This is a genomic window from Mycolicibacter acidiphilus, from assembly GCF_018455725.1.
Classification (GTDB): domain Bacteria; phylum Actinomycetota; class Actinomycetes; order Mycobacteriales; family Mycobacteriaceae; genus Mycobacterium; species Mycobacterium acidiphilum.
The window spans coordinates 69166-92210 of the sequence record NZ_JAHCLR010000005.1 but is presented as its reverse complement, the minus strand read 5'-3'; the positions used below and the strand labels follow the sequence as shown (position 1 = coordinate 92210).

Annotated in this window: 26 protein-coding genes; 17 read left to right on the top strand and 9 right to left on the bottom strand. The window is 67.5% G+C overall.

The window, feature by feature from the left end; all coding sequences use genetic code 11:
- Window positions 1-33: 33 nt before the first annotated feature.
- The gene (locus tag KIH27_RS04560; protein ID WP_214091740.1) at window positions 34-1173 is read left to right on the top strand and encodes a BTAD domain-containing putative transcriptional regulator; all 1140 of its coding nucleotides are present in this window, start codon (window positions 34-36) and stop codon (window positions 1171-1173) included.
- Here the strand turns inward: KIH27_RS04560 and KIH27_RS04555 are convergent.
- On the bottom strand, window positions 1164-1682 hold the full coding sequence (locus tag KIH27_RS04555) for a phosphate-starvation-inducible PsiE family protein (protein WP_214091739.1): 519 nt from the start codon (window positions 1680-1682) through the stop codon (window positions 1164-1166). The genes KIH27_RS04560 and KIH27_RS04555 overlap by 10 nt on opposite strands.
- Before the next feature lie 91 nt (window positions 1683-1773).
- On the opposite strand from KIH27_RS04555, the gene KIH27_RS04550 reads away from it, so the two are divergent.
- Both KIH27_RS04550 and KIH27_RS04545 read left to right on the top strand, forming a co-directional pair.
- Complete coding sequence (locus KIH27_RS04550) at window positions 1774-1983, top strand: hypothetical protein (protein ID WP_214091828.1); 210 nt, start codon at window positions 1774-1776, stop codon at window positions 1981-1983.
- A gap of 125 nt (window positions 1984-2108) precedes the next feature.
- The gene (locus KIH27_RS04545; RefSeq protein ID WP_214091738.1) at window positions 2109-2534 is read left to right on the top strand and encodes a DUF6636 domain-containing protein; all 426 of its coding nucleotides are present in this window, start codon (window positions 2109-2111) and stop codon (window positions 2532-2534) included.
- 18 nt (window positions 2535-2552) lie between these two features.
- On the opposite strand, the gene lpdA is transcribed toward KIH27_RS04545, so the two are convergent.
- Window positions 2553-3947: a dihydrolipoyl dehydrogenase gene (gene lpdA / locus KIH27_RS04540; protein ID WP_214091737.1), complete on the bottom strand. Its 1395-nt coding sequence runs from the start codon at window positions 3945-3947 to the stop codon at window positions 2553-2555.
- Window positions 3948-4048: 101 nt separating this feature from the next.
- On the opposite strand from lpdA, the gene KIH27_RS04535 reads away from it, so the two are divergent.
- The 7 genes from KIH27_RS04535 (at window position 4049) to KIH27_RS04505 (ending at window position 8563) form a co-directional block, all read left to right on the top strand.
- Window positions 4049-4288, top strand: a complete 240-nt coding sequence (locus tag KIH27_RS04535) for a DUF6364 family protein (protein WP_214091736.1) — start codon at window positions 4049-4051, stop codon at window positions 4286-4288.
- Window positions 4289-4290: 2 nt separating this feature from the next.
- On the top strand, window positions 4291-4707 hold the full coding sequence (locus tag KIH27_RS04530; RefSeq protein WP_214091735.1) for a PIN domain-containing protein: 417 nt from the start codon (window positions 4291-4293) through the stop codon (window positions 4705-4707).
- A gap of 116 nt (window positions 4708-4823) precedes the next feature.
- Complete coding sequence (locus KIH27_RS04525; RefSeq protein ID WP_214091734.1) at window positions 4824-5141, top strand: DUF2563 family protein; 318 nt, start codon at window positions 4824-4826, stop codon at window positions 5139-5141.
- Entirely contained in the window at window positions 5141-6394 is a 1254-nt protein-coding gene (locus KIH27_RS04520) for a putative alpha/beta hydrolase (protein WP_250149564.1), read from the top strand. Before KIH27_RS04525 ends, KIH27_RS04520 begins: the two co-directional genes overlap by 1 nt.
- A 7-nt stretch (window positions 6395-6401) precedes the next feature.
- Entirely contained in the window at window positions 6402-6986 is a 585-nt protein-coding gene (locus tag KIH27_RS04515; RefSeq protein WP_250149563.1) for a hypothetical protein, read from the top strand.
- Window positions 6987-7177: 191 nt separating this feature from the next.
- A complete protein-coding gene (locus tag KIH27_RS04510) occupies window positions 7178-7795 on the top strand; it encodes a hypothetical protein (protein ID WP_214091733.1) in 618 nt (205 codons plus the stop codon).
- Between the two features lie 150 nt (window positions 7796-7945).
- On the top strand, window positions 7946-8563 hold the full coding sequence (locus tag KIH27_RS04505) for a hypothetical protein (RefSeq protein ID WP_307856781.1): 618 nt from the start codon (window positions 7946-7948) through the stop codon (window positions 8561-8563).
- Here the strand turns inward: KIH27_RS04505 and KIH27_RS04500 are convergent.
- From KIH27_RS04500 to exaC, 5 genes are read right to left on the bottom strand one after another with little or no spacing between them, the layout of a single operon-like run.
- Window positions 8554-9771, bottom strand: coding sequence for an NAD(P)/FAD-dependent oxidoreductase (locus KIH27_RS04500; protein WP_214091731.1), 1218 nt, complete (start codon window positions 9769-9771; stop codon window positions 8554-8556). The two genes, KIH27_RS04505 and KIH27_RS04500, sit on opposite strands and share 10 nt — an antisense overlap.
- A gap of 20 nt (window positions 9772-9791) precedes the next feature.
- Window positions 9792-10328 carry a hypothetical protein gene (locus KIH27_RS04495; RefSeq protein ID WP_307856780.1) on the bottom strand — a complete coding sequence of 179 codons (537 nt, stop codon included), beginning with the start codon at window positions 10326-10328 and terminating at the stop codon, window positions 9792-9794.
- On the bottom strand, window positions 10321-10599 hold the full coding sequence (locus KIH27_RS04490; protein ID WP_214091730.1) for a putative holin: 279 nt from the start codon (window positions 10597-10599) through the stop codon (window positions 10321-10323). The genes KIH27_RS04495 and KIH27_RS04490 overlap by 8 nt, the downstream gene beginning before the upstream one ends.
- Before the next feature lie 30 nt (window positions 10600-10629).
- On the bottom strand, window positions 10630-11106 hold the full coding sequence (locus KIH27_RS04485; protein ID WP_214091729.1) for a DUF779 domain-containing protein: 477 nt from the start codon (window positions 11104-11106) through the stop codon (window positions 10630-10632).
- Window positions 11106-12629: an acetaldehyde dehydrogenase ExaC gene (gene exaC, locus KIH27_RS04480; protein ID WP_214091728.1), complete on the bottom strand. Its 1524-nt coding sequence runs from the start codon at window positions 12627-12629 to the stop codon at window positions 11106-11108. The genes KIH27_RS04485 and exaC overlap by 1 nt, the downstream gene beginning before the upstream one ends.
- A gap of 66 nt (window positions 12630-12695) precedes the next feature.
- Between exaC and KIH27_RS04475 the strand changes: the two genes are divergently transcribed.
- From KIH27_RS04475 to KIH27_RS04445, 7 genes are all read left to right on the top strand, one after another.
- The gene (locus tag KIH27_RS04475) at window positions 12696-14726 is read left to right on the top strand and encodes a prolyl oligopeptidase family serine peptidase (RefSeq protein WP_284144683.1); all 2031 of its coding nucleotides are present in this window, start codon (window positions 12696-12698) and stop codon (window positions 14724-14726) included.
- A 172-nt stretch (window positions 14727-14898) separates the two neighbouring features.
- The gene (locus tag KIH27_RS04470) at window positions 14899-15882 is read left to right on the top strand and encodes an alpha/beta hydrolase (protein WP_214091817.1); all 984 of its coding nucleotides are present in this window, start codon (window positions 14899-14901) and stop codon (window positions 15880-15882) included.
- Entirely contained in the window at window positions 15882-16730 is an 849-nt protein-coding gene (locus KIH27_RS04465) for an SDR family NAD(P)-dependent oxidoreductase (protein ID WP_214091726.1), read from the top strand. The genes KIH27_RS04470 and KIH27_RS04465 overlap by 1 nt, the downstream gene beginning before the upstream one ends.
- Before the next feature lie 32 nt (window positions 16731-16762).
- Entirely contained in the window at window positions 16763-17683 is a 921-nt protein-coding gene (locus KIH27_RS04460) for a ferritin-like domain-containing protein (protein ID WP_214091725.1), read from the top strand.
- Window positions 17684-17694: 11 nt separating this feature from the next.
- Window positions 17695-19164 (top strand): flavin-containing monooxygenase, encoded by a 1470-nt coding sequence (locus KIH27_RS04455; RefSeq protein WP_214091724.1) that lies wholly within the window; start codon window positions 17695-17697, stop codon window positions 19162-19164.
- Window positions 19161-19952, top strand: a complete 792-nt coding sequence (locus KIH27_RS04450) for a MerR family transcriptional regulator (protein WP_214091723.1) — start codon at window positions 19161-19163, stop codon at window positions 19950-19952. The genes KIH27_RS04455 and KIH27_RS04450 overlap by 4 nt, the downstream gene beginning before the upstream one ends.
- Before the next feature lie 42 nt (window positions 19953-19994).
- Window positions 19995-20657 carry a hypothetical protein gene (locus KIH27_RS04445; protein WP_214091722.1) on the top strand — a complete coding sequence of 221 codons (663 nt, stop codon included), beginning with the start codon at window positions 19995-19997 and terminating at the stop codon, window positions 20655-20657.
- Here KIH27_RS04445 and KIH27_RS04440 read toward each other — a convergent pair.
- Together KIH27_RS04440 and KIH27_RS04435 are read right to left on the bottom strand one after the other, a co-directional pair.
- Window positions 20623-21495: a Nif11-like leader peptide family natural product precursor gene (locus tag KIH27_RS04440; RefSeq protein WP_214091721.1), complete on the bottom strand. Its 873-nt coding sequence runs from the start codon at window positions 21493-21495 to the stop codon at window positions 20623-20625. The two genes, KIH27_RS04445 and KIH27_RS04440, sit on opposite strands and share 35 nt — an antisense overlap.
- Window positions 21495-23027, bottom strand: coding sequence for an aldehyde dehydrogenase family protein (locus tag KIH27_RS04435; RefSeq protein WP_214091720.1), 1533 nt, complete (start codon window positions 23025-23027; stop codon window positions 21495-21497). Before KIH27_RS04435 ends, KIH27_RS04440 begins: the two co-directional genes overlap by 1 nt.
- Between the last annotated feature and the right edge of the window lie 18 nt (window positions 23028-23045).

Here is a 23045-nt window from a genome sequence, read left to right as displayed (position 1 = left end):
GACACCGGCGAACCTCGAAAGGGTGGTGACGCGATGCCGACCCCCACCCTGGAATTCGGCGTCCTGGGGCCGCTGCAGGTCAGTGTCAACGGGACGCCGGTGCCGCTGGGCGCGGCGAAACAGCGGGCGGTGCTCGCCATGCTGGTGATCCACCGCAACCGGCCGGTCTCCGTCGATTCCCTGATCCACGCCGTGTGGGGAGATGAGCCGGTCGCGGCGGCCCGGGCGAGCATCCACTCCTACGTGTCCAATCTGCGGCGGCTGCTCGGCACCGCCGGGGTCGACCCGCAGGCAGTGCTGGCGAGTGCGCCACCGGGATACCGGCTCTGCTTCGCCGACACCGACTGGGATCTGGGCCGCTTCACCACCGAACGGAACCTGGGCATGCAGGCCGTCACCGCCGGGCGCTACGGCGGGGCCGCCGGCCACCTGTCGGCGGCGCTGGCCGAATGGCGCGGTCCGGTCCTCGACGACCTGCGCGATTTCGCGTTCGTCGACGCCTTCGCCACCGTGCAGTCCGAGGACAAGGTGGTGACCCAGGTCGCGCGGGCCGAAGCCGACATCGCCTGCGGGCGCGCCCACGCCATCATCGGCGAACTCGAGACGCTCAGCACCGAACATCCCTACCGGGAACGGTTGTGGGCGCAACTGATCACCGCCTATTACGTCGCCGAACGCCAATCCGACGCACTCGACGCCTACCGACGGCTCAAGACGGCCCTGGCCGATGACCTCGGCATCGACCCCGGGCCCACGGTCAGTTCGCTGCATGACCGGATCCTGCGCCAGCAGCCGCTGCCGGCCGCGGCAGTCGCCTGCAGCACCACCGCGCACCGCGTCGCCGACCTCGTTCCGCAGGTCGGCGTACTTGAGCGGCCCGCGTCGGCGGAGTTGCGTGACGCGACCGGACGCCGTCATCGGCTGGACGCCGCGGCCATCCGGATCGGGCGGCTCCCCGACAACGACATTGTTCTCGACTCCGACGACGCCAGCCGCAACCACGCCGTGATCGGTTACACCGGAGCGGGTTTCGTCATCACCGATCTGCGGTCGACCAACGGTGTCGTGGTGGCGGGCCGGCGGATCGATGCCAGCGTCGTCCTCGCCGACGGTGACCGCATCCGCATCGGCAGCCACGAGTTCGTCTTCGAAAGTCGCCCCGGTCAGGGCTGACCGGGCTGTGCCGTTGGCTTGTACCGGGAACTGAAGCGCAGCAGGAAGATCGCGGCGGCGACGGTCAGCACCAGCAGGCCCAGCGCACCCAGTTCGTAGAGCAACCGGGTCAGTTCGTCACCGGTCGGGTTCTGCTCGAACGCGGCGGTGACGATCAGGATGCGCCGCACCGCCGCGATCAGGCCGATCAGCAGGAACGGTTCGGCGGCGATCTGCCGATACTGCAGCACGGTGCGCAGGGTGTAGGCCAATTCGGCGACGATCAGCACGAGCAGGACGCGATCCAGGATCAGCACTCCACCGTCAATGGCGTCGACTCGCCGGGTCACCGCGGCGACGACAGCGTCGGCACTGCCGATGACTACCAGCACCGCCGAGATCACCAGCAGCAGGAACGCGACCGCGTAGATGACCGGCTCGAAACCCACCACCAGGGCTCCCAGGCGTCGGCCGAGCGCGCCGTGCGTCGGCGTGTCGCTGTCCGCGGTCATGTAACCAATCTCCGACACCGGCCGTATTTTGACCAAGAATTGCTGGTGTTAGATTTCCCACACCAGATGGCCTGTCCCCCATCGTTTCCCGGTCGTTAGGCTTCGGCCCATGACCCAGATCGCCGAATCCCACTCGACCGCGGACCTGCTCGACCGGGCCGTGACCGCCAGCCGCGACGTCGTCGCACGGCTGACGCAGCACGTCGAAGGCGGCGATGGCATGACCGCGCTGGAGCAGAGCGCCCGGGGCACCGCACTGATCCACGAGCTTCGCCAGCACATCAACGAACTCGACAAGCTGCTGCCGTTCAAGGGCTGAACCGGCGACCGCGGGGGCAGTACCTGCGCTAACGTCGTCGGCATGCCCCTCCACCACGTGATTTCGGCGCGATAATGCCCGCTCAGCGACGTTTATCGCGCCGAAATCGAGGGGCCGCCGCCGCGGTGGTGGCGCTCGGGCTGGTCGGACCGGGCTTGGCAGGGCCGGCGCACGCCGACCCCGACCCCACCTGGTTCCGCAGTCCCACCGGCAACATCGTCTGTGACATCCGCCCCGGCGATGACGTCCCGTACCTGCGCTGCGACGTCAAGGACCCGACGTTCACCCCGCCGCCCGCGCCGCCGATCCACACCCGGTTCTGCGGCCAGGGTCCATGGGGTCGCAGCCTGCAGATGAGCCGCGACGAGCCGGCGCACTTCCAGTGCATCTCCGACACCGTGTTCAAAGACGGCCTGCCGGTGCTGGCCTACGGCACCGAGACCACCCGCTACGGCTTCCGCTGCGCCAGCGCCACCGACGGCATCACCTGCACCGACCAGGGCACCGGCCGCGGATTCCGGTTGGCCCGGGACTCCTACGCGATCTTCTGAGCCGGCCGCACGTCCGGATCAGAAGTTGATCATGTGCCCGATCAGCCCGTGGAAGCACTCCTGCAGCGCCTCGGACATGGTCGGGTGGGTGTGCACGTTGCGAGCCAACTCGGTGGCGGTCAGGTCCCACTTCTGCGCCAGGGTGAGCTCTGGCAGCAGCTCGGAGACGTCGTGGCCGACCAGGTGCCCGCCGATCAGCTCGCCGTACTTGGCGTCGGCGATCAGCTTGACGAACCCGCTCGGGTCACCGACACCGTGCGCCTTGCCGTTGGCGGTGAACGGGAACTTCGCGACCTTGATGTCGTAGCCCTCGGCCTTCGCCTGCTCCTCGGTGAGGCCGAAGCTGGCGACCTGCGGCTGGCAGAACGTGGCGCGCGGCATCATCCGGTAGTCGCCCAGGCTCATGGTCTCCACGCCGGCGATGGTCTCGGCGGCGACGACGGCCTGCGCCTCGGCGACGTGCGCCAGCTGCAGCAGTCCGGTGACGTCGCCGATCGCGTAGATGTGCGGCTGCGAGGTCTGCAGGAACTCGCCGACGCCGATCGCGCGGCGTTCGGTGAGCGCCACCCCGGCCGCCTCGAGCCCGTAACCGTCGACGTTGGGCGCGAAGCCGATGGCCTGCAGCACCTTGTCGGCCTGCAGGGTCTCGGTGGCGCCGTCCTTGCTGACGGTGACGGTGACAGTGGAACCGTCATCGTTGATGGACTCGACCTTGGTGCCGGTGCGGATCTTCACGCCGAGCTTCTTGAACTGCTTCTCGATCTCCTTGGAGACCTCGGCGTCCTCGTTGGGCAGCGCGCGCGGCAGGAACTCCACCACGGTCACGTCGACGCCGTAGTTGGACAGCACGTAGGAGAACTCCATGCCGATGGCGCCGGCGCCGGCGATGACGATCGATTTCGGCAGCTCCCGGGTGAGGATCAGCTGCTCGTAGGTGACGACGTTGGCGCTCAGCGACGTGCCGGGCACCAGCCGGGTGCTGCTGCCGGTGGCGATGATCGCGTTGCCGAACGTGACGGTCTCGGTGCCGCCCTCGTTGAGCTCGACCGCCAGCGTGTTCGCGTCGGTGAACCGGCCGTAGCCGTGGATCTCGGTGATCTTGTTCTTCTTCATCAAGAAGTGCACACCGGTCACGCGGCCCTCGGCCACCTTGCGGCTGCGGTCGAACGCCGCGCCGTAGTCGAACGTGGCCTCGCCGCTGATCCCGAAGTCCTTGGCTTCCTTGGTGAAGATGTGCGCCAACTCGGCGTTGCGCAGCAGCGCCTTGCTCGGGATGCAACCGACGTTGAGGCAGACTCCGCCCCAATATTTCGGTTCGATGATGGCGGTGTTCAGGCCCAGCTGGGCGGCGCGAATGGCCGCGACGTACCCGCCGGGGCCGGCTCCGAGGACAACGACGTCAAAGTGGGTCACCCGTCCACCCTATCCGGGCGTCGCCCGCACCGGACAGTGGCGGTGCGCACGTGCAGAATCAGGCCAGATCATGACTGTGTTTCAGGGTTACACTGAAACACATGCCGTCGAAGAACATCACGCTGACGATGCCTGCGGAACTGGTGCGACGAGCGAAGGTTCTGGCGGCTCAGCGCGACATGTCGGTGTCAGGCCTGGTGGCGCGACTGCTTGAGCAACTCGTCGGCGAGGTGGACGACTACGACGACGTGGCCGAACGCGAACGCCGGATTATGAGCGGGGATTCCGGGCTGCAGATCGGGCCGATGACGTGGTCGCGCGACGAGTTACACCAGCGCTGATCATGGAGTTCGTCGACACCAACGTCCTGTTGTACGCCTACGATACGACCGCCGGCGATCGCCATGACGCCGCTCGCGCGCTGGTCGATCGGCTGTGGCGGGAACGACGCGGCGCTCTGAGCATGCAGGTTCTGCAGGAGTTCTACGTCAACGCGACGCGCATGGCTGCCAAGACGCTCACCCCCGAGTCCGCAGCCGACCGCTTGAAGAGCCTGTCCCGGTGGCGGGTGCATTCACCGCTGGCGGACGACGTCGTCGCCGCGGCGGCGTGGACAACCCGGCACCAACTATCCTTCTGGGACGCGATGATCGTTCGCAGCGCCGCCGAACTGCGTTGCGAAACCCTCTGGACCGAAGACCTCAGCCACGGCCAGGTGATCGAAGGGGTCCGGCTGGCGAATCCGTTCACTGCTTCGTGACGGGCGAGGTCACGGAGTCCGCACCGACGTTTTCTAGGCGGGTTCACAGGTTTCGAGCCGGTAATCTATCTTTCCGAAGTTTTCGAGAGGACGGATAGACCGTGACCGGGCCGAGCATGGAAGTCGATACTGCGCATCTGCAGGCAGGCGCGGGCCGGTGCGGTGACGCCGCACAGACCGCGTCGACCGCAGCAGGCAATCTCGCGGGGAAGAAGCCGGCAGCCGGGATCTTCGGCGATTTCGCCGAAGCCCACGCATTCCACCAGGCGGTCTCGGCGGCACACCAGGGCCATGTCGAGCAGTTGCAGAGTCATCACCACACCCTGACCGACATCGGCGACAAGAGCCTGTCCGGCGCCCAAGCATTCACCGCGCGCGACACTGCGTCCGCCGACTCCCTGCGGGCGGCCGAAACCGGCTTCGGCACCACCTGATGCCGTGGCCGCTGGGGTTGGTCAAGCTCTCTGTCCGTGCGCTAATCGATGAGGCGGGCGGGGATCCCTGGCAGCTCAACGACGAACTGCAAGCCGGGGACGCCGGCGCGATCAACACATTGGCTGACGCCTATCACGCGGCGGCCGGCTCCGCCACCGAGGTCGAAGACGACTTCAAGAGGGCCAAGGAATATTTTGAGAAGGGCTGGCGGCACAACGGTGCCGAGCATCCGATCACCGAGTCGCCCGAGGTGACCTACGCAACCGAAACTTTGCGCCTGCAGAAGTCCCAACTCGGCAAGATCGCACTGCAATTGGAGAACGTGGCTACGGCGTTGGCGACAGCGCAGCGCTCCTGCGATGCGGAGATCGCGGTAGTGGACAACGGACTCCATGAACTTGACGATGCGATCGGGGCCGCCGAAGCCAACGACGAGGATGCCCAGGAACTGCGCGACGGGGCAGTCGCGATGGTGGGGGTCGCATTGGGCGACGTCCAGGCCACGCGTGATGGGTACGCGGCCACGATGGCAACTGCCCAGGCGTCGATCGAGGCGGTGCAAACAGCCGGAAACGCAGGTGCTGACGGTGGGGCAGGCGTGCTGGGCTCGCCCGGTGAGAATTCGGCCCGCGGAGCCGAAGGGGACGGCGGCGCAGGCGGTTTGGGCCTGCCCGGAACGGTGCCGGCACCAACCGGCAGCCCCAAAAAAGACACAACGAGGCGCGACGTGATACTCGGTAGCGCAGGGGCAATCACTGGTGGCACCGCGGACGGTGTGGGCAAAGCGGTGGAAAAGGTTCTCGCGGAGGGTCCCAAAACCGGTCCCGGCGCACCCAGCCCTACCTTGACGAAGTTCTTACAGGATCCGACGATCCGCGGCGTCGAATTGAAAGGCCTCTCTCGCCTCGGGCGAGTCGCCGGTGCGGCCGGCGCGATTCCGGCTGTGTTCACCGATCACGCCGACGGCAACTCCTGGTCGGAGGCAGTATTCCGGGAAAGTGCCGGAACTGGTATAGGGCTCTATGCTGGTGCGGCAACTGGCGGTTTCGTGGCGGACATGTTAGCTGCTGGAGCAATTGGCTCTGTCGTTCCCGGCGCGGGAACTGCGGTTGGCTTGGTAGTCGGCGCAGGCGTGGGGGCGTTCGCTGCCTTCAAAGGATCAGCGATCGCCGGGGATGTGTGGGAGTGGACAGCAGATAATGTTGTTGGCGGTGCAATCCGCGGCCTGAAGTCCGTATTTGGGTCAGGGTAGGACATCGATGATGCGATTCGATGAGTTCGTGCAGCAGCATGGAATAGCCATGTCTCCAGCCGACCGCTTCGGCGGATTTGCAGTGGAGGTGGAAGGCCCACCAGGATGGGAACTCTTCGACTCCGCTGTTGGATGCCGCATATGGATCTGTCGCACCGACCCGTACATCGACACGTTCTGCGCTAACGCGGTGCTGACGAAGCATCGCATCAAGGCGTGCTTCGCTACTGTTGAGTTGTTCGCCATGCTAGCTGAACAGCAGCTGCAGTCGGTAGCGCAGTGTCATGAATTGCATCGTGAACTTGGACCGGCCGCTGAGGGCCCTGGCGCCGCAGGGACACTCACCATGCAGATCACCCATGAACTCGGGATTCTCGACAGTCAGTCACGGTCTCGGATCATCACGGAGGGAAAGGAGACGCTCATCGCACAGTTGACGGTGACCGCGTTGCATGCCTCACCGGTCGACCGTAAAAACGTTCAACTGTCGGTCCGAATTGACGACACAAGACAAACGGATGGTGCGGCAGGTCCAACATCCGCGCATGGCTACGGCAACGCTCCAGTAATGAGAACACGGGACGGTCGCTGATGGCAGACAGCGGAGTAAAACGCGAATCGAGACGCGTCTTCCCATACGTTTTCAGCGGGTTCCTCTGCCTCATGGCAGTGGTAGCAACAACGCAAGGGAACGCACCCTGGTACGACTCAGTAGTACTTTTATATGTAGCAATGATTATCATGGTCGGTAAACGCCGCATCCTTCGGACGAGCGTCAGACGTATGCCCGATGGGATCATCTGCCGCTACATCCCGTGGTACGAGGGAAATGCATACATCGTACTCCTGGCACTTCCACTGATGGGAGTCTCCGCCATGGTAGCGGGGGGCGATCCCGGCAACCCGCCATGGCTTCGGTTCGTAGGAATACTGCTACTCGCCGTGACACCATTCACTCTGATCAGCGCCGTCAGCATGTGGCGTCTATGCATCCTCTACATTTCCCCATCAGATCTGACCGTACGATTGGCCAAGATCGGTTCTGACCTCATTCGAATTCAACGCGAGCAAGTCATTTCGATCATTCCGTTAACGGTTTCGAACGGGGTGGGTGGACGGTCGTTGCAGGTTGAAATCGCCTATCATCCCGAAGTTGCAGGAGTCGATAACAACGAGGTCAAAAAACTTCTGATCGGCCTACAATTCAGCGTCCGTCCAATCAACCTTACCAATGCGCTCATCGCATGGGAGGACGCCGCCATAGACGACCCAGACGAACTGCTAGACCTGATCGAACGCATTCTCCAATCAAAATCCGTGTCCGATGTGATACCGCCACCGAGTCGCTCAGCGCTTGAATCCAACGCCGATGTGCACGACGACCGTTCCGATCACGAGTGACTCGAACACTCGCTAATGACCAGCAGCCAAGCGAGATTCTCCCAGAGGAACATGCTGCGATACAGTTTAGCGTTCGCACTTTGCCTTCTGGCAGTCGCAGCGATACAGGGAGGCCTGGAGTGGTACTGGTCCGTTTGGATTATTTTTGCAGTGTTCATCATTGCCGTTGGGCGGCGACGAATTTTTCGGCCAGATGTCATCCGAACGACCGATAGCATCATCTGCCGCTACGTTCCCTGGTACGAAGGCAATAACTATTTCTTGTGCCTGCTGCTCCCACTAATGGGCGTCGCCCTGATCGCGGCGGGCCGCGATTCGGACAATCCGGCCTGGCTCCAGTTCGGCGGCATCGTTCTCTTGTGCCTGATGCCATTATTCCTGCACAGCATCATAAACATGTGGCGGCGATGCGTTCTCCACATCTCGCCATCCGCATTGACACTACGGTTGGGTATGCCCGGGTCTGAATTGACCGAAATACGCCGCGACCAGATCGTTTCGATCACGCCCATGATCGTCACAACGGGGCCGAACAAGTCATTGCAAACGCAGATCGTCTACCACCCCGTCACCGGCGAAACCGAAACCATCCTGCTCGGCCTACAACTCACCGTCCGGCCGATCGACCTCGCCAACGCGCTCATGTCCTGGAATGATGCCGACGTCGATGACCCGGACGAATTGCTGGATCTGATCGAGCGGGTGCTCCGCGGCGGGCGGCCCGCGATTCCGGTGAAACCGCCCCAGGACCGTTCAGATCACGACTGAAGCACCCCACCCGATCGGATCAGCTCCTTGATCTCCCCGATCCGCCCCATCACGTTGACCGTCATCCCGGCGAGCACGCGGTCGTCGGCGGCGAGCCAGAACACCAGGTAGGCACCGGAGTCGACGTCGCCCTGGAACACCACCCGCGCATAGTCGGGGGCGTAGCCGACGTACTCCATGCCCAGTTCGTACTGGTCGGTGAAGAAGTACGGCAGGTCGGCGTACTGCGCCTGCTGCCCGAGGATGCCCGCGGCCACCACCGCCGGCTGCTTGAGCGCCTCCGCCCAGTGCCCGCCGGCCAGTCGCGCCCCCAGCAGCGGATGCTCAGCGGCCGCGACGTCCCCGACGGCGAAGACGTCTGGGGCGCTGCTGCGCAGTGCGGCGTCGACGGCGACTCCCCCGTCGGCCACCGTCAGGCCGGCCTCACAAGCGAGTTCGACGTTCGGTTGCGCCCCGACCGCGATCAGGACGGTGTCGGCGGCGACCACGGACCCATCGCCCAGTTCGACACCGGTCGCGACCCCACCGGCGGTGCGAATGCTCACAACGGCAGCCGACAGTCGCAGGTCCACTCCATGCCCCCAGTGCAGGTCGGCGAAGATCTGACCGACCTCAGGACCGAGGGAAGGCAGCGGCAACGCGGAACGGCCCAGCACGGTCACGTCGACCCCGCGTGCCCGGGCGCTGGCGGCGACCTCCAGTCCGATCCAGCCAGCCCCGATCACCACCAGCGACGAGCCCGTACGCAGCACCGCATCCAGCGCGGCAGCGTCGTCAGCGGTGCGCAGGTAGTGCACCCCGGCCGCGTCGGCACCGGGAATCGGCAGCCGGCGAGCCCGCGCGCCGGTCGCCAGTACCAGCCGGTCGTAGCCGACCCCGCTACCGTCGGCCAACGTCACCCGGTGTCCGGCCGGGTCCAAAACGGTCACACGAGTCCCCACCCGCACCTCAACACCCTGACCGGAATACCAGTCAGCGTCGTGCACGGTGATGGCGGGCAGCCCCAGCCGCCGGCCGGCCTCGGCATAGCCGACCGCCACCGCCGAGGTCTTCGCGGCGAGGAAGTCCTTGGACAGCGGCACCCGGTCATAGGGCAGGTGCGGCTCCGCGGCGAACAGGGTGATGCGGCCGTCGAACCCCCGGTCGCGCAGTTTCTCAACGGTTATCGCACCCGCCAGCCCGCCACCAACGATCACCACAGCCGTCACGGCAACAGCCTACGAGGCGCTCAGTAGGGCAGGATGCCGGCCAGGCACCGGCTGGCGTGGTGGCAGTAGTGATGCCCGTACAGCGGCGCCGCGGCCACCCCCGAGGCGAACACCGCCGACATCACCGCGATCGCCACCGCCGCGACCAGCGGTTTCTCCCCGACCATCGCCAGGATCAACCCGGCCACGACGCACACCACCGCGTAGACCAGCGTGACGAACACCGCGGGGGTCTTGTCGGCCAGCGAGTACCACCAGGCGAACAGCCCCAGCCCGATCCCGGCGGCCGGTATCCACACCGCGGCCAGCACCAGCGGCAGCTGCCACCACTGCAGGAATTGCAGGTGCCCGCGCACGGTCACCGACCCGGCCGACGACGACCGCGGCCGCTTCGGGACTTCCGGTTCGACAGCGACTTCCTGAACCGGTTGCGGTTCCGGTGTCGACTCCACCTCATCAGACAGCGGCGTCGGGTGCGGGCCGGTGTCCAGGCTCGGCGGCCAGTGCGGCTCGGTCATCGGCAGCGACCCGGTGTCGACCACTTCCTGCTCAGCCACCGGACGCCACCTGCACCACGGTCAGCACCCCGAACCAGCCGACCCCCAGCGCGAGCAGGGCCGCCCCCAGCCCGGTCAGCCACCGCCGCGTGGAGAGCACGATCGTCAGCAGCCCGGCGGCGCTCGGCACCGCGAGCACCAGCGCGATCACCACATCCGGGCGCGGCCGCACCGAGACCAGCAACGGCACACCGACCCCCAGCAGCACCCCGGCGGCCACTCCGACCAGCATCGCGGCACTCAGGGCCCACGGGCGCGGCAACGGGATCACACCTGCAGATTTTACGGTCGCCGCTCCCGCTCAGCGTGGTAGCGGCTCGGCGCGCCCACCCGGCATCTCGGCCACCACCGGACCTCGCGTCGCCGGCCGCTCCCCGCGCTCGTAGTCGGCGCCGGTGATCACCCCGGCGGCGTCCAGCGCGGTGTTCTCGGCACCGGTGAAAGCCCGGCTGCGGGACAGGAATCGCATGCCCTCCGGCGCCTCCAGGCTGAACCCGGCCCCGCGCCCCGCCACCACGTCGAGGATCAGCTGGGTGTGTTTCCACGCCTCGAACTGCGGCCCGGAGATCCACACCGGCACCCCGTCACCCACATCGAGCACCCCGAGCAGCACGTCGCGGTCGCCGACGATGAAGTCTCCGTCCGGGTAGCACATCGGCGCGGACCCGTCGCAGCAGCCGCCGGACTGATGGAACATCAGCGGGCCATGCCGGGACATCAGCCGGACCAGCAGGTCGGCCGCGGCGGCGGTGACGACCACCCGGTCCGGAACACCCATCAGAACAGGCCCTGTGCCTTGTCGGAGTAGGACACCAGCAGGTTCTTGGTCTGCTGGTAGTGATCGAGCACCATCTTGTGGTTCTCCCGGCCGATGCCGGACTGCTTGTAGCCGCCGAACGCCGCGTGCGCCGGGTAGACGTGGTAGCAGTTGATCCACACCCGGCCGGCCTGCAGGTCACGGCCCGCCCGGTAGGCGGTGTTGCCGTCACGGCTCCACACCCCGGCAGCCAGCCCGTAGAGGGTATCGTTGCCCTGGGCGATCGCGTCGTCGTAGTCGGTGAACGACGCCACCGACACCACCGGGCCGAAGATCTCCTCCTGGAAGACCCGCATCTTGTTGTGGCCGGAGAAGATCGTCGGCTGCATGTAATAGCCGCCGGACAGGTCCCCGCCGAGTTCGGCGCGCTCCCCGCCGATGACGGCCCTGGCACCTTCCTCCTTGCCGATCTCGATGTAGGACAGGATCTTCTCCAGCTGGTCGTTGGAGGCCTGCGCGCCGATCATCGTCGTGGAGTCCAGCGGATCGCCCTGCCGGATCGCCTTGGTGCGGATCGCGGCCAACTCCAGGAACTCGTCGTGAATGTCGGCCTGCACCAGCGACCGGGACGGGCAGGTGCACACCTCGCCCTGGTTCAAAGCAAAGCCTGCAAAACCCTCCAAAGCCTTGTCCTGGAAGTCGTCGTTGGCGGCGAGCACGTCGTTGAAGAAGATGTTCGGGCTCTTGCCGCCCAGTTCCAGGGTGACCGGGATGATGTTGTGGCTGGCGTACTGCATGATCAGCCGGCCGGTGGTGGTCTCCCCGGTGAACGCGATCTTCGCGATCCGGTCGCTTGACGCCAGCGGTTTGCCGGCTTCGGCGCCGAATCCGTTGACCACGTTGATGACTCCGGCCGGCAGCAGGTCGCCGATCAGGCTCATCAGGTACAGGATCGACGCCGGGGTCTGCTCGGCAGGCTTGAGGACGACGGCGTTGCCGGCGGCCAGTGCCGGCGCCAGTTTCCAGGCGGCCATCAGGATCGGGAAGTTCCACGGAATGATCTGGCCGACGACGCCCAGCGGCTCGTGGAAGTGGTAGGCGACGGTGTCCTCGTCGATCTGGGACAGTGCGCCCTCCTGGGTGCGGATGGCCGCGGCGAAGTAGCGGAAGTGGTCGGCGGCGCCGGGGATGTCGGCGGCCAGCGCTTCCCGGATCGGCTTGCCGTTGTCCCACACCTCGGCCACCGCCAGCTGCTCGCGGTGCGCGTCGATCCGGTCGGCGATCGTGTTCAGGATCGCCGCCCGTTTGGCCGGGGCGGTCTTGCCCCAGGCCGGCGCGGCGGCGTGCGCGGCGTCCAGGGCCAGGTCGATGTCGGCCGCGGTCGAGCGCGGCACCTCGCAGAACACCTGACCGGTGACCGGCGTGCTGTTCTCGAAGTACTCGCCACCCACCGGCGCCACCCATTGACCACCGATGAAGTTGCCGTAGCGGGACTCGTAGCTCATCAGTGCGTCTGGCGAACCCGGACGGGCGTAGACGGTCATCTGGCCTCACTCCTCGTAGGACGGTGTTATACAGCTCACACTACCGTCGTCGGCACAATGTCTTCCATGCCTTCCCTGCCCAATGCAGCACCCGAGGACCCGTATCTGTGGCTGGAAGACGTCACTGGCGACGACGCCCTGGACTGGGTGCGCGCCCACAATGCGCCGACGCTGGCGCGGTTCTCCGGTGACGACTTCGAGGCGATGCGCACCGCCGCGCTGGAGGTGTTCGACACCGACGCCCGCATCCCATATGTGCGCCGGCGCGGCGAATTCCTGCACAACTTCTGGCGCGACGCCGACAACCCGCGAGGGCTGTGGCGGCGCACCACACTGGAGAGCTACCGCAGCGACGCACCGGAGTGGGACGTGCTCCTCGATGTCGACGAACTCGCCCGGGCCGACGACGAGAACTGGGTGTGGGGCGGCGCGAACGTCATCGAGCCGGAGCGCACCCGGGCGTTGATCACCCTGTCGCGTGGCGGGGCCGACGCCGCGGTGGTGCGTGAATTCGACCTGGAGACACGGGAATTCGTCACCGACGGTTTCGAATTGACCGAGGCGAAGAGCCGGATCGCCTGGGCGGACCCGGACACCGTGCTGGTGGGCACCGACTTCGGTGAGGATTCACTGACCGATTCGGGCTATCCGCGGATCGTCAAGCTCTGGCGGCGCGGCGAGCCGCTGCCGCAGGCCCGCACCCTGTTCACCGGGTCCCGCGAGGACGTGACGGTGGGCGCCGGCACCGACCGCACACCGGGTTTCGAGCGGGTCTTCATCTCCCGGGCGATCGACTTCTTCAACGAAGAGATCTATGAACTGCGCGGCCTGCCCGACGATCTGGAGCTCATCCGGATCGACGCTCCCACCGACGCGACGGTCTCGACGCACCGGCAGTGGCTGCTGATCGAGTTGCGCACCGACTGGGTCACCGGAACCGCGTCATATCCGGCGGGTGCGCTGCTGGCCGCCGACTACGACGAATTTCTCGCCGGCACAGCGGAGTTGACGGTGGTGTTCGAACCCGACGCACACACCGCGCTGAACCACTACGCGTGGACCCGGGACAAGCTGGTGATCGTCACGCTGGCGGATGTCGCCAGCCGGGTCGAGATCGTCACGCCCGGCGACTGGCAGCGCGTGCCGGTGGCCGACGTGCCGCCCAACACGAACACGGTGATCGTGGCGGCCGACGACACCGGTGATGAGATCTTCCTGGACTCCAGCGGATTCGACCGGCCGTCCCGGCTGCTGCACGGCGCGGTGGACGGACCGTTGACCGAGATCAAGTCCGCACCGGCGTTTTTCGACGCCGACGGCATCAGCGTCACCCAGCATTTCGCCACCTCCAAGGACGGCACGCAGATCCCGTATTTCGTGGTGCGCCCGCCGAACGCCACCGGCCCGACCCTGCTGGGCGGCTACGGCGGCTTCGAGGTGTCGCAGACACCCGGCTACGGCGGGGTGCTGGGCCGGCTCTGGCTGGCCCGCGGCGGCACCTACGTGCTGGCGAACATCCGCGGCGGCGGCGAGTACGGGCCGACCTGGCACACCCAGGCGATGCGGGCGGGCCGGCACCTGGTGGCCGAGGACTTCGCCGCGGTCGCAACGGATCTGGTGGAGCGTGGCATCACCACGGTGGCACAGCTGGGCGCACAGGGTGGCAGCAACGGCGGCCTGCTGATGGGCATCATGCTCACCAAGTACCCGCAACTGTTCGGCGGCCTGGTCTGCCAGGTGCCGCTGCTGGACATGCGCCGTTATCACCTGCTGCTGGCCGGCGCGTCCTGGGTGGCCGAGTACGGCGACCCGGACGACCCGGACGACTGGGCGTTCATCGGCGAATACTCGCCGTACCAGCACATCTCGGCCGACGCGACGTATCCGCCGCTGCTGATGACCACCTCCACCCGCGATGACCGGGTGCATCCGGGGCACGCCCGCAAGATGACGGCGGCACTGGAGGCGGCCGGGCACCGGGTGTCCTACTACGAGAACATCGAGGGCGGCCACGGCGGGGCGGCTGACAACGCGCAGGCCGCGTTCAAGTCGGCGCTGAGCTTCGCGTTCCTCTGGGAGACGCTGGGTCGGCACTGAGCGACTCACGGCCCGCCCGATACGTCGAGATTGCCACCACGGTTGCACTCGACGGCGATTCACGACCCTGACGGCGATCTCAGCGCACACGCCCGACCCGCTGGGAGTACCAATTCGCCGTTAACAACCGTGCCATTGACAACTGGCACGGTTTCTGGTGTCGTTTGATCTCATGCAGTCCTGTCCGCAGGTGCCCACGGTCGCCTCGACCCGCTCGAAGGTCACCGCCTTCCTCACCCGGTACACGCTGGGCGTGCTGACCGGGATCATCCCCACCAACACCGCCGGCGTGTGGTTCTCCCGGGGCCTGATCGCCACGATCATGGGCGTCGGCGGGTCCAAGCCGCGCGGCACCACGGTCACACCGGTGCGGGCGCCCGGCGTGCGCGGCGAGTGGGTGCTCGCCCCCGGCGTCAGCATGGGTGCCGCACGAAACCGGGCGATCTACTACGTGCACGGCAGCGCGTACGTGATCTGCTCGGCGCGCACCCACCGCAAGATCGTCGCCCGGCTGTCGGAGGCCACCGGCCTGCCGGTGTTCGTGGTGGACTACCGACTCGCCCCCGAGCACCGCTTCCCAACTGCGGCCGACGACGTCGCCGCCGGTTATCGCTGGCTGCTCACCCAGGGCTTCGCCGCGTCCGACATCGTGTTCGCCGGCGACTCCGCGGGCGGGCACCTGATCTGCGACCTGCTGCTGGCCCACGCCGACGAGCCCGGATTCCAGCCCGCCGGCGTCACGTTGTTCTCGCCGCTGATCGACCTCACCCTGGACCTCGCCGAGCGGCAGGAGAAGATCGCCGGCCGTGACCCGGCGATGTCGGCCGGCGCGGCCCGCGAGGTGGTGGCGCTGTACACCCGCGGGCACAACCCCGACAACCCGCGACTGCGCCTCGACTTCACCCGCGCCGACCGGTTGCCGCCGCTGCTGGTCCAGGTCGGCGGGGCCGAGATGCTCGCCGCCGACGCCCGTTACCTGGCCGATCAGCTGACCCGCCACGGCGGCGACGCGACGCTGGAGGTCTGGCCGGGTCAGGTCCACGTCTTCCAGGCGCTGCCGCGCATCGCCCCCGAGGCCAAGCAGGCGCTGCGCCGGGCCGCCGACTTCATCGCCGCCGTGTACGCCACCGATCACACCGAACAGGAAGTGAGCTGATGCTCGGTCCACTGGACAACCTCTTCAACAAGCACATCTCGGCGAACGCCAAGGCCGTCGTCACCGGCGCCGGCAGCGGCATCGGCCGGGCCTTCGCGCTGGAACTGGCCCGCCGTGGCGGCGACGTCGTCTGCGCGGACATCGACGCCGACCGGGCCACCGAGACCGCCAAACTCATCGCGGACCTCGGCGTCGGCAGCGGCCACCCGGTCACCTGCGATGTCTCATCCCGCGACGACGTGGCGACACTGGCCAAGCTGGCACAGGAGATCTTCAACGGGCCGCCGACGCTGGTGATCAACAACGCCGGCGTCGGGATCGGCGGCAAACCGGTCGGCGAGATCGGACTCGACGACTGGGACTGGGCGCTCGGGATCAACCTGTGGGGCGTCATCTACGGCTGCGAGGTGTTCACACCGCTGCTGCGCGAGGCCGGCCGCGGCGGGATCATCAACGTCGCCTCGGCGGCCGGTTTCGCCGCCGCCCCGGTGATGGGCCCCTACAACGTCTCCAAGGCCGGCGTCATGTCGCTGTCGGAGACGATGGCCGCCGAACTGTCCGGCAGCGGCGTCAACATCACCGTGCTCTGCCCGACGTTCGTCAAGACCAACGTCGCCAAGGACGGCCGGATCACCGCGGGCGCATCAAGCCTGGCCGACCGGCTGATGGCGTGGACCGGCCTCTCCCCGGAGAAGGTCGCCGCGCAGACCCTGGACGCCAACGACCGCGGCCGGCTGTATGTGGTCCCGCAGTTCGACGCCAACGTCATCTGGCATCTCAAGCGGCACTTCCCCGGCCCCTACGCACGCGGCGCCGGCCTGCTCGCCCGTGTGCTCCCCGACAACTGACCAACTCCCCGCTCTAGAAAGGAATCACCGCCATGGCAATGGATTTCGACAGCATGCTGCAGAAGATCAAGGACAAGCAGTGGGCGCTGGCAGACATCGACTGGGACGCCCCCGGCGCCGAACTGATCGATGACGAACTGCACGCCAAACTCAAGCCGTTCATGGCCGACCTGATGTGGATCGAGAACGTCGGCGCCCGCGGTTTCGCCGCGCTGGCCAAGAAGGCCCCCACCCCGACGCTGAAGAGCATCTACGAGCACTTCCACGCCGAGGAGCAGAAGCACGCCAACGCCGAACTGGCGCTGATGCGGCGCTGGGGGATGCTCGACGACGACGAGATCCCGGCCCCCAACGTCAACGTGCAGTTGATCATCAACTTCCTCGACAAGCACTCCGACGACATGTCGCTGTCGTTCCTGGGCACCGTCATCCCGATGCTCGAGGTCGCACTGGACGGCGCGCTGATCAAGTTCATCACCGACGAAGTGAAGGACCCGGTGGCCCAGGAGGCGTTCAGGCGGATCAACTCCGACGAATCCCGGCACCTGGCCGTCGATTTCGAGGTGATGGACCTGCTCGGCCACACCGCGATGCGCAAGCTGCTGATCGAGTTGGTCGGCGGCTGGATCAAGCCGACGTTCCTGATCGGTGTGCTCAGCTACATCCCACTGCTGAACAAGATGCGCGACAACGTCATCGCGATGGGGGTCAACGAGGAGAGCCTGTACGTGGCGCTGGGCCGCTTCCAGAAGGTCGGCGAGCGCAGCGAGTTCGCCCGCCGACTGCCGATGTACCAGGTGATCTCCTGGCAGGCCCGCAACGTCATCAACCGGAAGTCGAAGTACCACTGGATGGCCGATTCGCTGGTGAAGGTGACCGGCCTGATCCCGATGCCGCTGGTGCAACGCACGCCCACCTGGTCGCAGGAACTGACCTACGAGCCGGTTGCGTGAGGACGGACGACATGACCATTTCCGTAGCGATCATCGGTGCCGGTTTCGCCGGCATCGGCTCAGCAATCCGCCTGAAGGACAAGGGCGTCGACGACTTCGTCATCTTCGAGCGCGGCGACGCCGTCGGCGGCACTTGGCGGGACAACACCTATCCGGGCGCAGCCTGCGACATCCCGTCCCGGCTGTACTCGTACAGCTTCGCGCCGAACCCGGACTGGTCGCACACCTACTCGGGCAGCGCGGAGATCCTCGGCTACATCGATCACATGGTCGAGTCGCGGGACCTCAAGCCGCACATCAAGTTCGGGCATAACGTCACCGGCCTGACCTACGACGCGGCCGCCGGCGAGTGGACGATCACGTTCGACAAGCGCAAGGCCGTCCGCGCCCGCACCGTCATCGTCGGCTCCGGGCCGCTGGCCAACGCCAGCTTCCCGGCGATCCGCGGGATCGAGACCTACGAGGGCCACAAGATCCACAGTGCCCGCTGGGATCACGACTACGACTTCACCGGCAAGAAGGTCGCCGTCGTAGGCACCGGAGCCAGTGCGGTGCAGATCATCCCGGAACTGGTCAAGCAGGCCGACAGCGTCAAGGTCTTCCAGCGCACCCCCGGCTGGGTGCTGCCGAAGCCGGACAAGGCGACCAGCGGGCCGCTCAAGAGCCTGTACCGCAACTTCCCACTCAGCCAGCGCCTCGCCCGCGCGGCCTGGTTCTGGGGCCACGAGTCGGTGGCACTGGGTGTGGTGTGGGACAGCCCGTTCACCCGTGTCGTGGAGGCCGTCAGCACCGCGCACCTACGCTGGCAGGTCAAGGACCCGTGGCTGCGGCGTCAGCTGAAGCCGGACTTCTCGGCGGGCTGCAAGCGACTGCTGCTGACCAACGACTACTACCCGGCGCTGCAGGCCGACAACTGCAAGCTGGTCACCTGGCCGATCGCCCGGTTGTCCCCCAAGGGAATCCGCACGGTGGAGGGCATCGAGCACCAGTTCGACTGCATCGTCTTCGCCACCGGGTTCGACGTCTGCAAGGCCGGCACCCCGTACCCGGTCACCGGGCTCGACGGCCGGGACCTGGCGACCGAGTGGAAGGGCGGCGGCTACGCCTACCGCAGCGTGGCGGTGTCGGGTTACCCGAACCTGTTCTTCACGTTCGGGCCCAACTCCGGCCCGGGGCACAGCTCGGCGCTGGTGTACATGGAGGCGCAGATCAACTACATCACCGATGCGATATCGACGCTGCTGCAGCATGACTGGACGTCGATCGACGCGCGCGAGGAGATCCAGGACGCCTACAACGAGGACATCCAGCGGCGGCTGAAGGCGACCACCTGGAACTCCGGCTGCCAGAGCTGGTACCTCACCGACGACGGGTTCAACGCGACGATGTTCCCCGGGTTCGCCACCCAGTACGTCAATCAGCTCAAGAACCTCGATTTGGCGGACTACAAGATCACCGCAAGGCAGACTGTGACGTCATGACCGAATACCGGATCGACGACCTGGCGCGCGCGTCGGGGACGACGACCCGGAACATCCGGGGGTATCAGGAGCGGGGGCTGCTGCCGCGGCCGACACGGCGCGGCAGGACGGCGATCTACGACGACTGGCATCTGCGGCAGTTACGGGCGATCAACCGACTGCTGGGCGACGGGTTCACCATCAAGCACATCACCCGGTTCCTGACCGGGCTGCAGCGCGGCGCCGGCCTCGCCGACGTGCTCGACGTGCCCGATCTGACGGACCTGCTCGCCCAGCGCTGGTCGGATTCGCCGGAGGGCACGCTGTCGGTGGCGGATCTGGAGCAGCGGCTGGGGCCGATCGACCCGGCCGGGCTGGCCGGGCTGGTCGACGCCGGGCTGATCCGGCCCACCGACGCGCCGGAGTCGTTCACGATCACCGACCTGGACGCGATCGACAACTTCGCGGCGCTGATCGAACGCGGCATGGACCTGCCGACGCTGATCGACGTCCACGTCCGGATGAACGAGAAACTCGAGGAGGCGGCCCGGGTGCTGACCGGCGCCGCCCGCGAGGAGGTCGCTCGGCAGCGCGGCCCCGGCTGGATGCCGGCCACCGCCGACGAGAACGCCTGGGCGACCGACCTGGTCGCGACCATGCGGCGGGTCGCCACCCAGTCGTCGCACGCCGCGATGAACCGGGCCCTCGACGAGGCGCTGCGCACCGAACTGCGGCTGCACCAGCAGGCCGGCAAGCACGTCGAGCCGCAGGCGGCGGATGCCGGGTCGACGGCGCAGCCCGTGCCGTGATCTGCTGACGGTGGTGACACCGTAACTGGCGGGAGGACGACGTTGACCCGACGAGTTGTGCTGCTGGCGGCTTCCGCCGCGGCGGCGACGGCGTTGCTCACCTCGTGCACGACCCTGGTGCCCGGATCAGCGGTGCCGGAGCCGGGTGCCCACGGCGCCGTCGAATCCGACGCCACCCCGACCGCCACGCCGTCCGCGTGCGAGCCGGTGTCGGCGCCACTGGTGTCGATCGACCCGCGGGGGGCGGATGAGCCGGGCCTGCGCATCCCGGAGTTGCCGGGCTGGGTCCGGATCACCCAGTTGGACTCCGAGTTGGTCCGCTACGTGCTGCGCAACGACGAGCTGGCCGCCGATGGGTTCGCCCCGACCACCGTCGTCACCCTCGAATCGAAGCCGGGTGTGACCGACGAGGACGAGGTGTTCGACGAGGAGGAGGCGGGGGTCAGCCGAGTCGGGGCCACCGACCTGGTCAGCACCCCGACGACACGATGCGGCTACCGCGCCCGGACCGCAACCTTCACCCTGCCCGCCGACGGGCCGCTGCAGGAACGCCGCGCAACCGCGCTGACCGTCGTCGCCGCGTTCGGCGACACCATGTACGCGGCGACGGTCACCATGCAGGCCGCCAACGCCGACGATCCGGCCTACACCGACGCGGTGAACACGGTGATCACCGGCTTCGAAATGCTGCCGCCCGGCCGGTGACCCGGCTCGACCGTCGGGTCACCGCGCCCAGCATCGCCACCAGTGCCCCGACCACCACCAGCGCGGCACCGCCGGCCAGGGCGCCGTTGAACCAGCCGTGCAGGCTGTCCTCGGCGAGATCGGCCAGCACGTCGGCGATCCGGCGGACGTCGGCGGTGGTCTCGGCCAGCGCACGGCTCAGGTAGCGCCGCCCGGTCTCCAGCCCCGCCCAGCCGGCCGCCCCCACCAGCAGCGCGGCGACCCCGAGCGCAGCCAACGCCCGGCCGCGGTGCCGGGCGACGCCGACGGTCAGCACGGCGCAGACCCCGGCCAGCGCCGCCAGCCCGAGTGCCAGGACCGGCCCCCAGCGCGTCAACGGTTGCAGCGCACCGGACTGATCTTCGTCGGCCCCTGGCGGTGCCATCCGGATCGGCAGCGTCTTCGGCATCTCGACACCGCGATCGGTCAGCAGCGATGCAAATGCGGTGTCGCGCAACATCGGTTCCACGTCGATCACCCAAGGACCGGTCCGCCCACGCTTGAAAAGCCAATCGTGCGCATCCCGGTTGAGCCGCACGAACTGCGCCGGGAATGCGCGCCCGGCCGTGTAGTCGGACGCGGCGTCGCGCACCTCCGCCGGGTCGACGGTGTACCCGTGCGCGGCGATCAGACGCACCGCCTGGACGCTGAGTTCGGCGGCGACCGCCTGCTGCAGCGTCGGATCGGCCGCGGCCCGCTGTGCCAGCCGCGCGTAGCCGGAGGGGTCAATCACGTTGCACTGCAACCACGTCACCGGCAGCGCCGCCGCCAGGGCCGCCGTGGCGAGCAGCCAGCACAGCGTCGCCGCGACGAACCGCACTACTTTGCGGCGCGGCGCGGCCGTCGCAGCGCGACCTGCGTGATCATCTTGGTGGTGGCCGCCAGCCGCTTCAGCGAATTGTGGTAGTAGTTGCCGCCCGCGCCGACGTTGGTGCGCGGTGCGACGACCGCCTCCTGCCGGCAGAACTTGCGCATGCCGTCGGCGCCGCCGAACCGTGCGCCGATGCCCGACGACTTCCAGCCGCCCATCGGCGCCGTCGTGCACATCAGGTTGGAGATCACGTCGTTGATGTTGACCGCGCCGCAATCCAGTTGCACCGCAATGTCCTTGGCTCGGGAGACATCCCCGGAGAACACCGAGGCGCTCAGGCCGTACGGGCTGTCGTTGGCCAGCCGGATCGCCTCGTCGACGCCGGCGACCTTCATGATCGGCAGCGTCGGGCCGAAGGTCTCCTCGGTCATGCAGGTCATCGAGTGGTCGACGTCGACCAGCACGGTCGGCGGGTAGAAGCTGCCGACACCGTTGGGTCGCTTGCCGCCGGTCAGTGCCCGCGCCCCGGCGGCCACCGCCTCGTCGACGTGCCGGGCGGCGATCGACACTTGGCTGTCGTCGATCATCGCGCCGAAGTGGTGGCCCTCACCGGCGCCCATCTGCAGTTCGTTGACGTCGCGCACGACCGCCTCGACGAACTTGTCGTAGACCTGCTCGAGCACGTACACCCGCTCCACCGACACGCAGGTCTGCCCGGCGTTGAACATCGCACCCCACACCGCGGCGTGCGCGGCCAGTTCGATGTCGGCGTCCTCGCAGACGATCATCGGGTCCTTGCCGCCCAGCTCCAGGCTGACCGGGGTGAGCCGCCGCGCGGCCCGCTCGGCCACCTTGCGGCCGGTGGCCGTGGATCCGGTGAACTGCACGTAGTCGGAGTTGTCGACGACGGCCTCGGCGACCGCACGCGCCCCCTGCACCACCGCCAGCACGTCCGGGGCGCCGGATTCCAGCCAGCCGCGCCGCAGCACCTCCGCGGTGAGCGGGGTGCGCTCGGACGGCTTGAGCAGCACCGTGCAGCCCGCCGCCAGCGCACCGATCGCGTCCATCAGTGCGTTGGCCACCGGATAGTTCCACGGCGCGATGATCCCCACCACCGGGCGCGGCCGGTAGTAGACGGTGATCTTCTTGATCGCCAGGATCGGCAGCGACGCCGGGCGGTGCTCGGGGGCCAGCGCCTTCTCCATGGTCTTGATGACGTAGGACAGGATCATCACCAGCAGCGTCACCTCGACCGCGGCGTCGGAGGCGGACTTGCCGGTCTCGGCGATCAGCAGGTCCTCGATCTCGCCGCGGTGGTCGTCGAGCCAAACCGCGAACCGGGCCAGCGCCTTGGCCCGCCCCTTGGCGCCGCGCTGCTCCCAGTCCCGCTGGGCGCGGCGCAGGTCGGCGGCGATCGCGTCAATGCCGGCCGGGTCCGTCCAGCGCACCTCGCCGGCGACCGCGCCGGTGGCGGGGTTGAGGATGGTGCCGACGCCGGTGAACTCGTCCGCAGGCGTGATGTCAGGTGTGGTGGCGGTCATGGCGCCATGCTAGTCGGG

Excerpts from the sequence above, each read along its gene's own strand:
- KIH27_RS04460 (WP_214091725.1), top strand. The coding sequence starts at position 16,763 with ATGGCAATGGATTTCGACAGCATGCTGCAGAAGATCAAGGACAAGCAG.
- KIH27_RS04435 (WP_214091720.1), bottom strand. The coding sequence starts at position 23,027 with ATGACCGCCACCACACCTGACATCACGCCTGCGGACGAGTTCACCGGC.
- KIH27_RS04525 (WP_214091734.1), top strand. The coding sequence starts at position 4,824 with ATGGAAGTCGATACTGCGCATCTGCAGGCAGGCGCGGGCCGGTGCGGT.
- KIH27_RS04485 (WP_214091729.1), bottom strand. The coding sequence starts at position 11,106 with ATGGGTGTTCCGGACCGGGTGGTCGTCACCGCCGCCGCGGCCGACCTG.
- KIH27_RS04530 (WP_214091735.1), top strand. The coding sequence starts at position 4,291 with ATGGAGTTCGTCGACACCAACGTCCTGTTGTACGCCTACGATACGACC.
- KIH27_RS04550 (WP_214091828.1), top strand. The coding sequence starts at position 1,774 with ATGACCCAGATCGCCGAATCCCACTCGACCGCGGACCTGCTCGACCGG.
- KIH27_RS04475 (WP_284144683.1), top strand. The coding sequence starts at position 12,696 with ATGCCTTCCCTGCCCAATGCAGCACCCGAGGACCCGTATCTGTGGCTG.
- KIH27_RS04560 (WP_214091740.1), top strand. The coding sequence starts at position 34 with ATGCCGACCCCCACCCTGGAATTCGGCGTCCTGGGGCCGCTGCAGGTC.
- KIH27_RS04510 (WP_214091733.1), top strand. The coding sequence starts at position 7,178 with ATGCCCGATGGGATCATCTGCCGCTACATCCCGTGGTACGAGGGAAAT.
- KIH27_RS04535 (WP_214091736.1), top strand. The coding sequence starts at position 4,049 with ATGCCGTCGAAGAACATCACGCTGACGATGCCTGCGGAACTGGTGCGA.
- KIH27_RS04470 (WP_214091817.1), top strand. The coding sequence starts at position 14,899 with ATGCAGTCCTGTCCGCAGGTGCCCACGGTCGCCTCGACCCGCTCGAAG.
- exaC (WP_214091728.1), bottom strand. The coding sequence starts at position 12,629 with ATGACCGTCTACGCCCGTCCGGGTTCGCCAGACGCACTGATGAGCTAC.
- KIH27_RS04515 (WP_250149563.1), top strand. The coding sequence starts at position 6,402 with ATGATGCGATTCGATGAGTTCGTGCAGCAGCATGGAATAGCCATGTCT.
- KIH27_RS04465 (WP_214091726.1), top strand. The coding sequence starts at position 15,882 with ATGCTCGGTCCACTGGACAACCTCTTCAACAAGCACATCTCGGCGAAC.
- KIH27_RS04520 (WP_250149564.1), top strand. The coding sequence starts at position 5,141 with ATGCCGTGGCCGCTGGGGTTGGTCAAGCTCTCTGTCCGTGCGCTAATC.
- KIH27_RS04455 (WP_214091724.1), top strand. The coding sequence starts at position 17,695 with ATGACCATTTCCGTAGCGATCATCGGTGCCGGTTTCGCCGGCATCGGC.
- KIH27_RS04450 (WP_214091723.1), top strand. The coding sequence starts at position 19,161 with ATGACCGAATACCGGATCGACGACCTGGCGCGCGCGTCGGGGACGACG.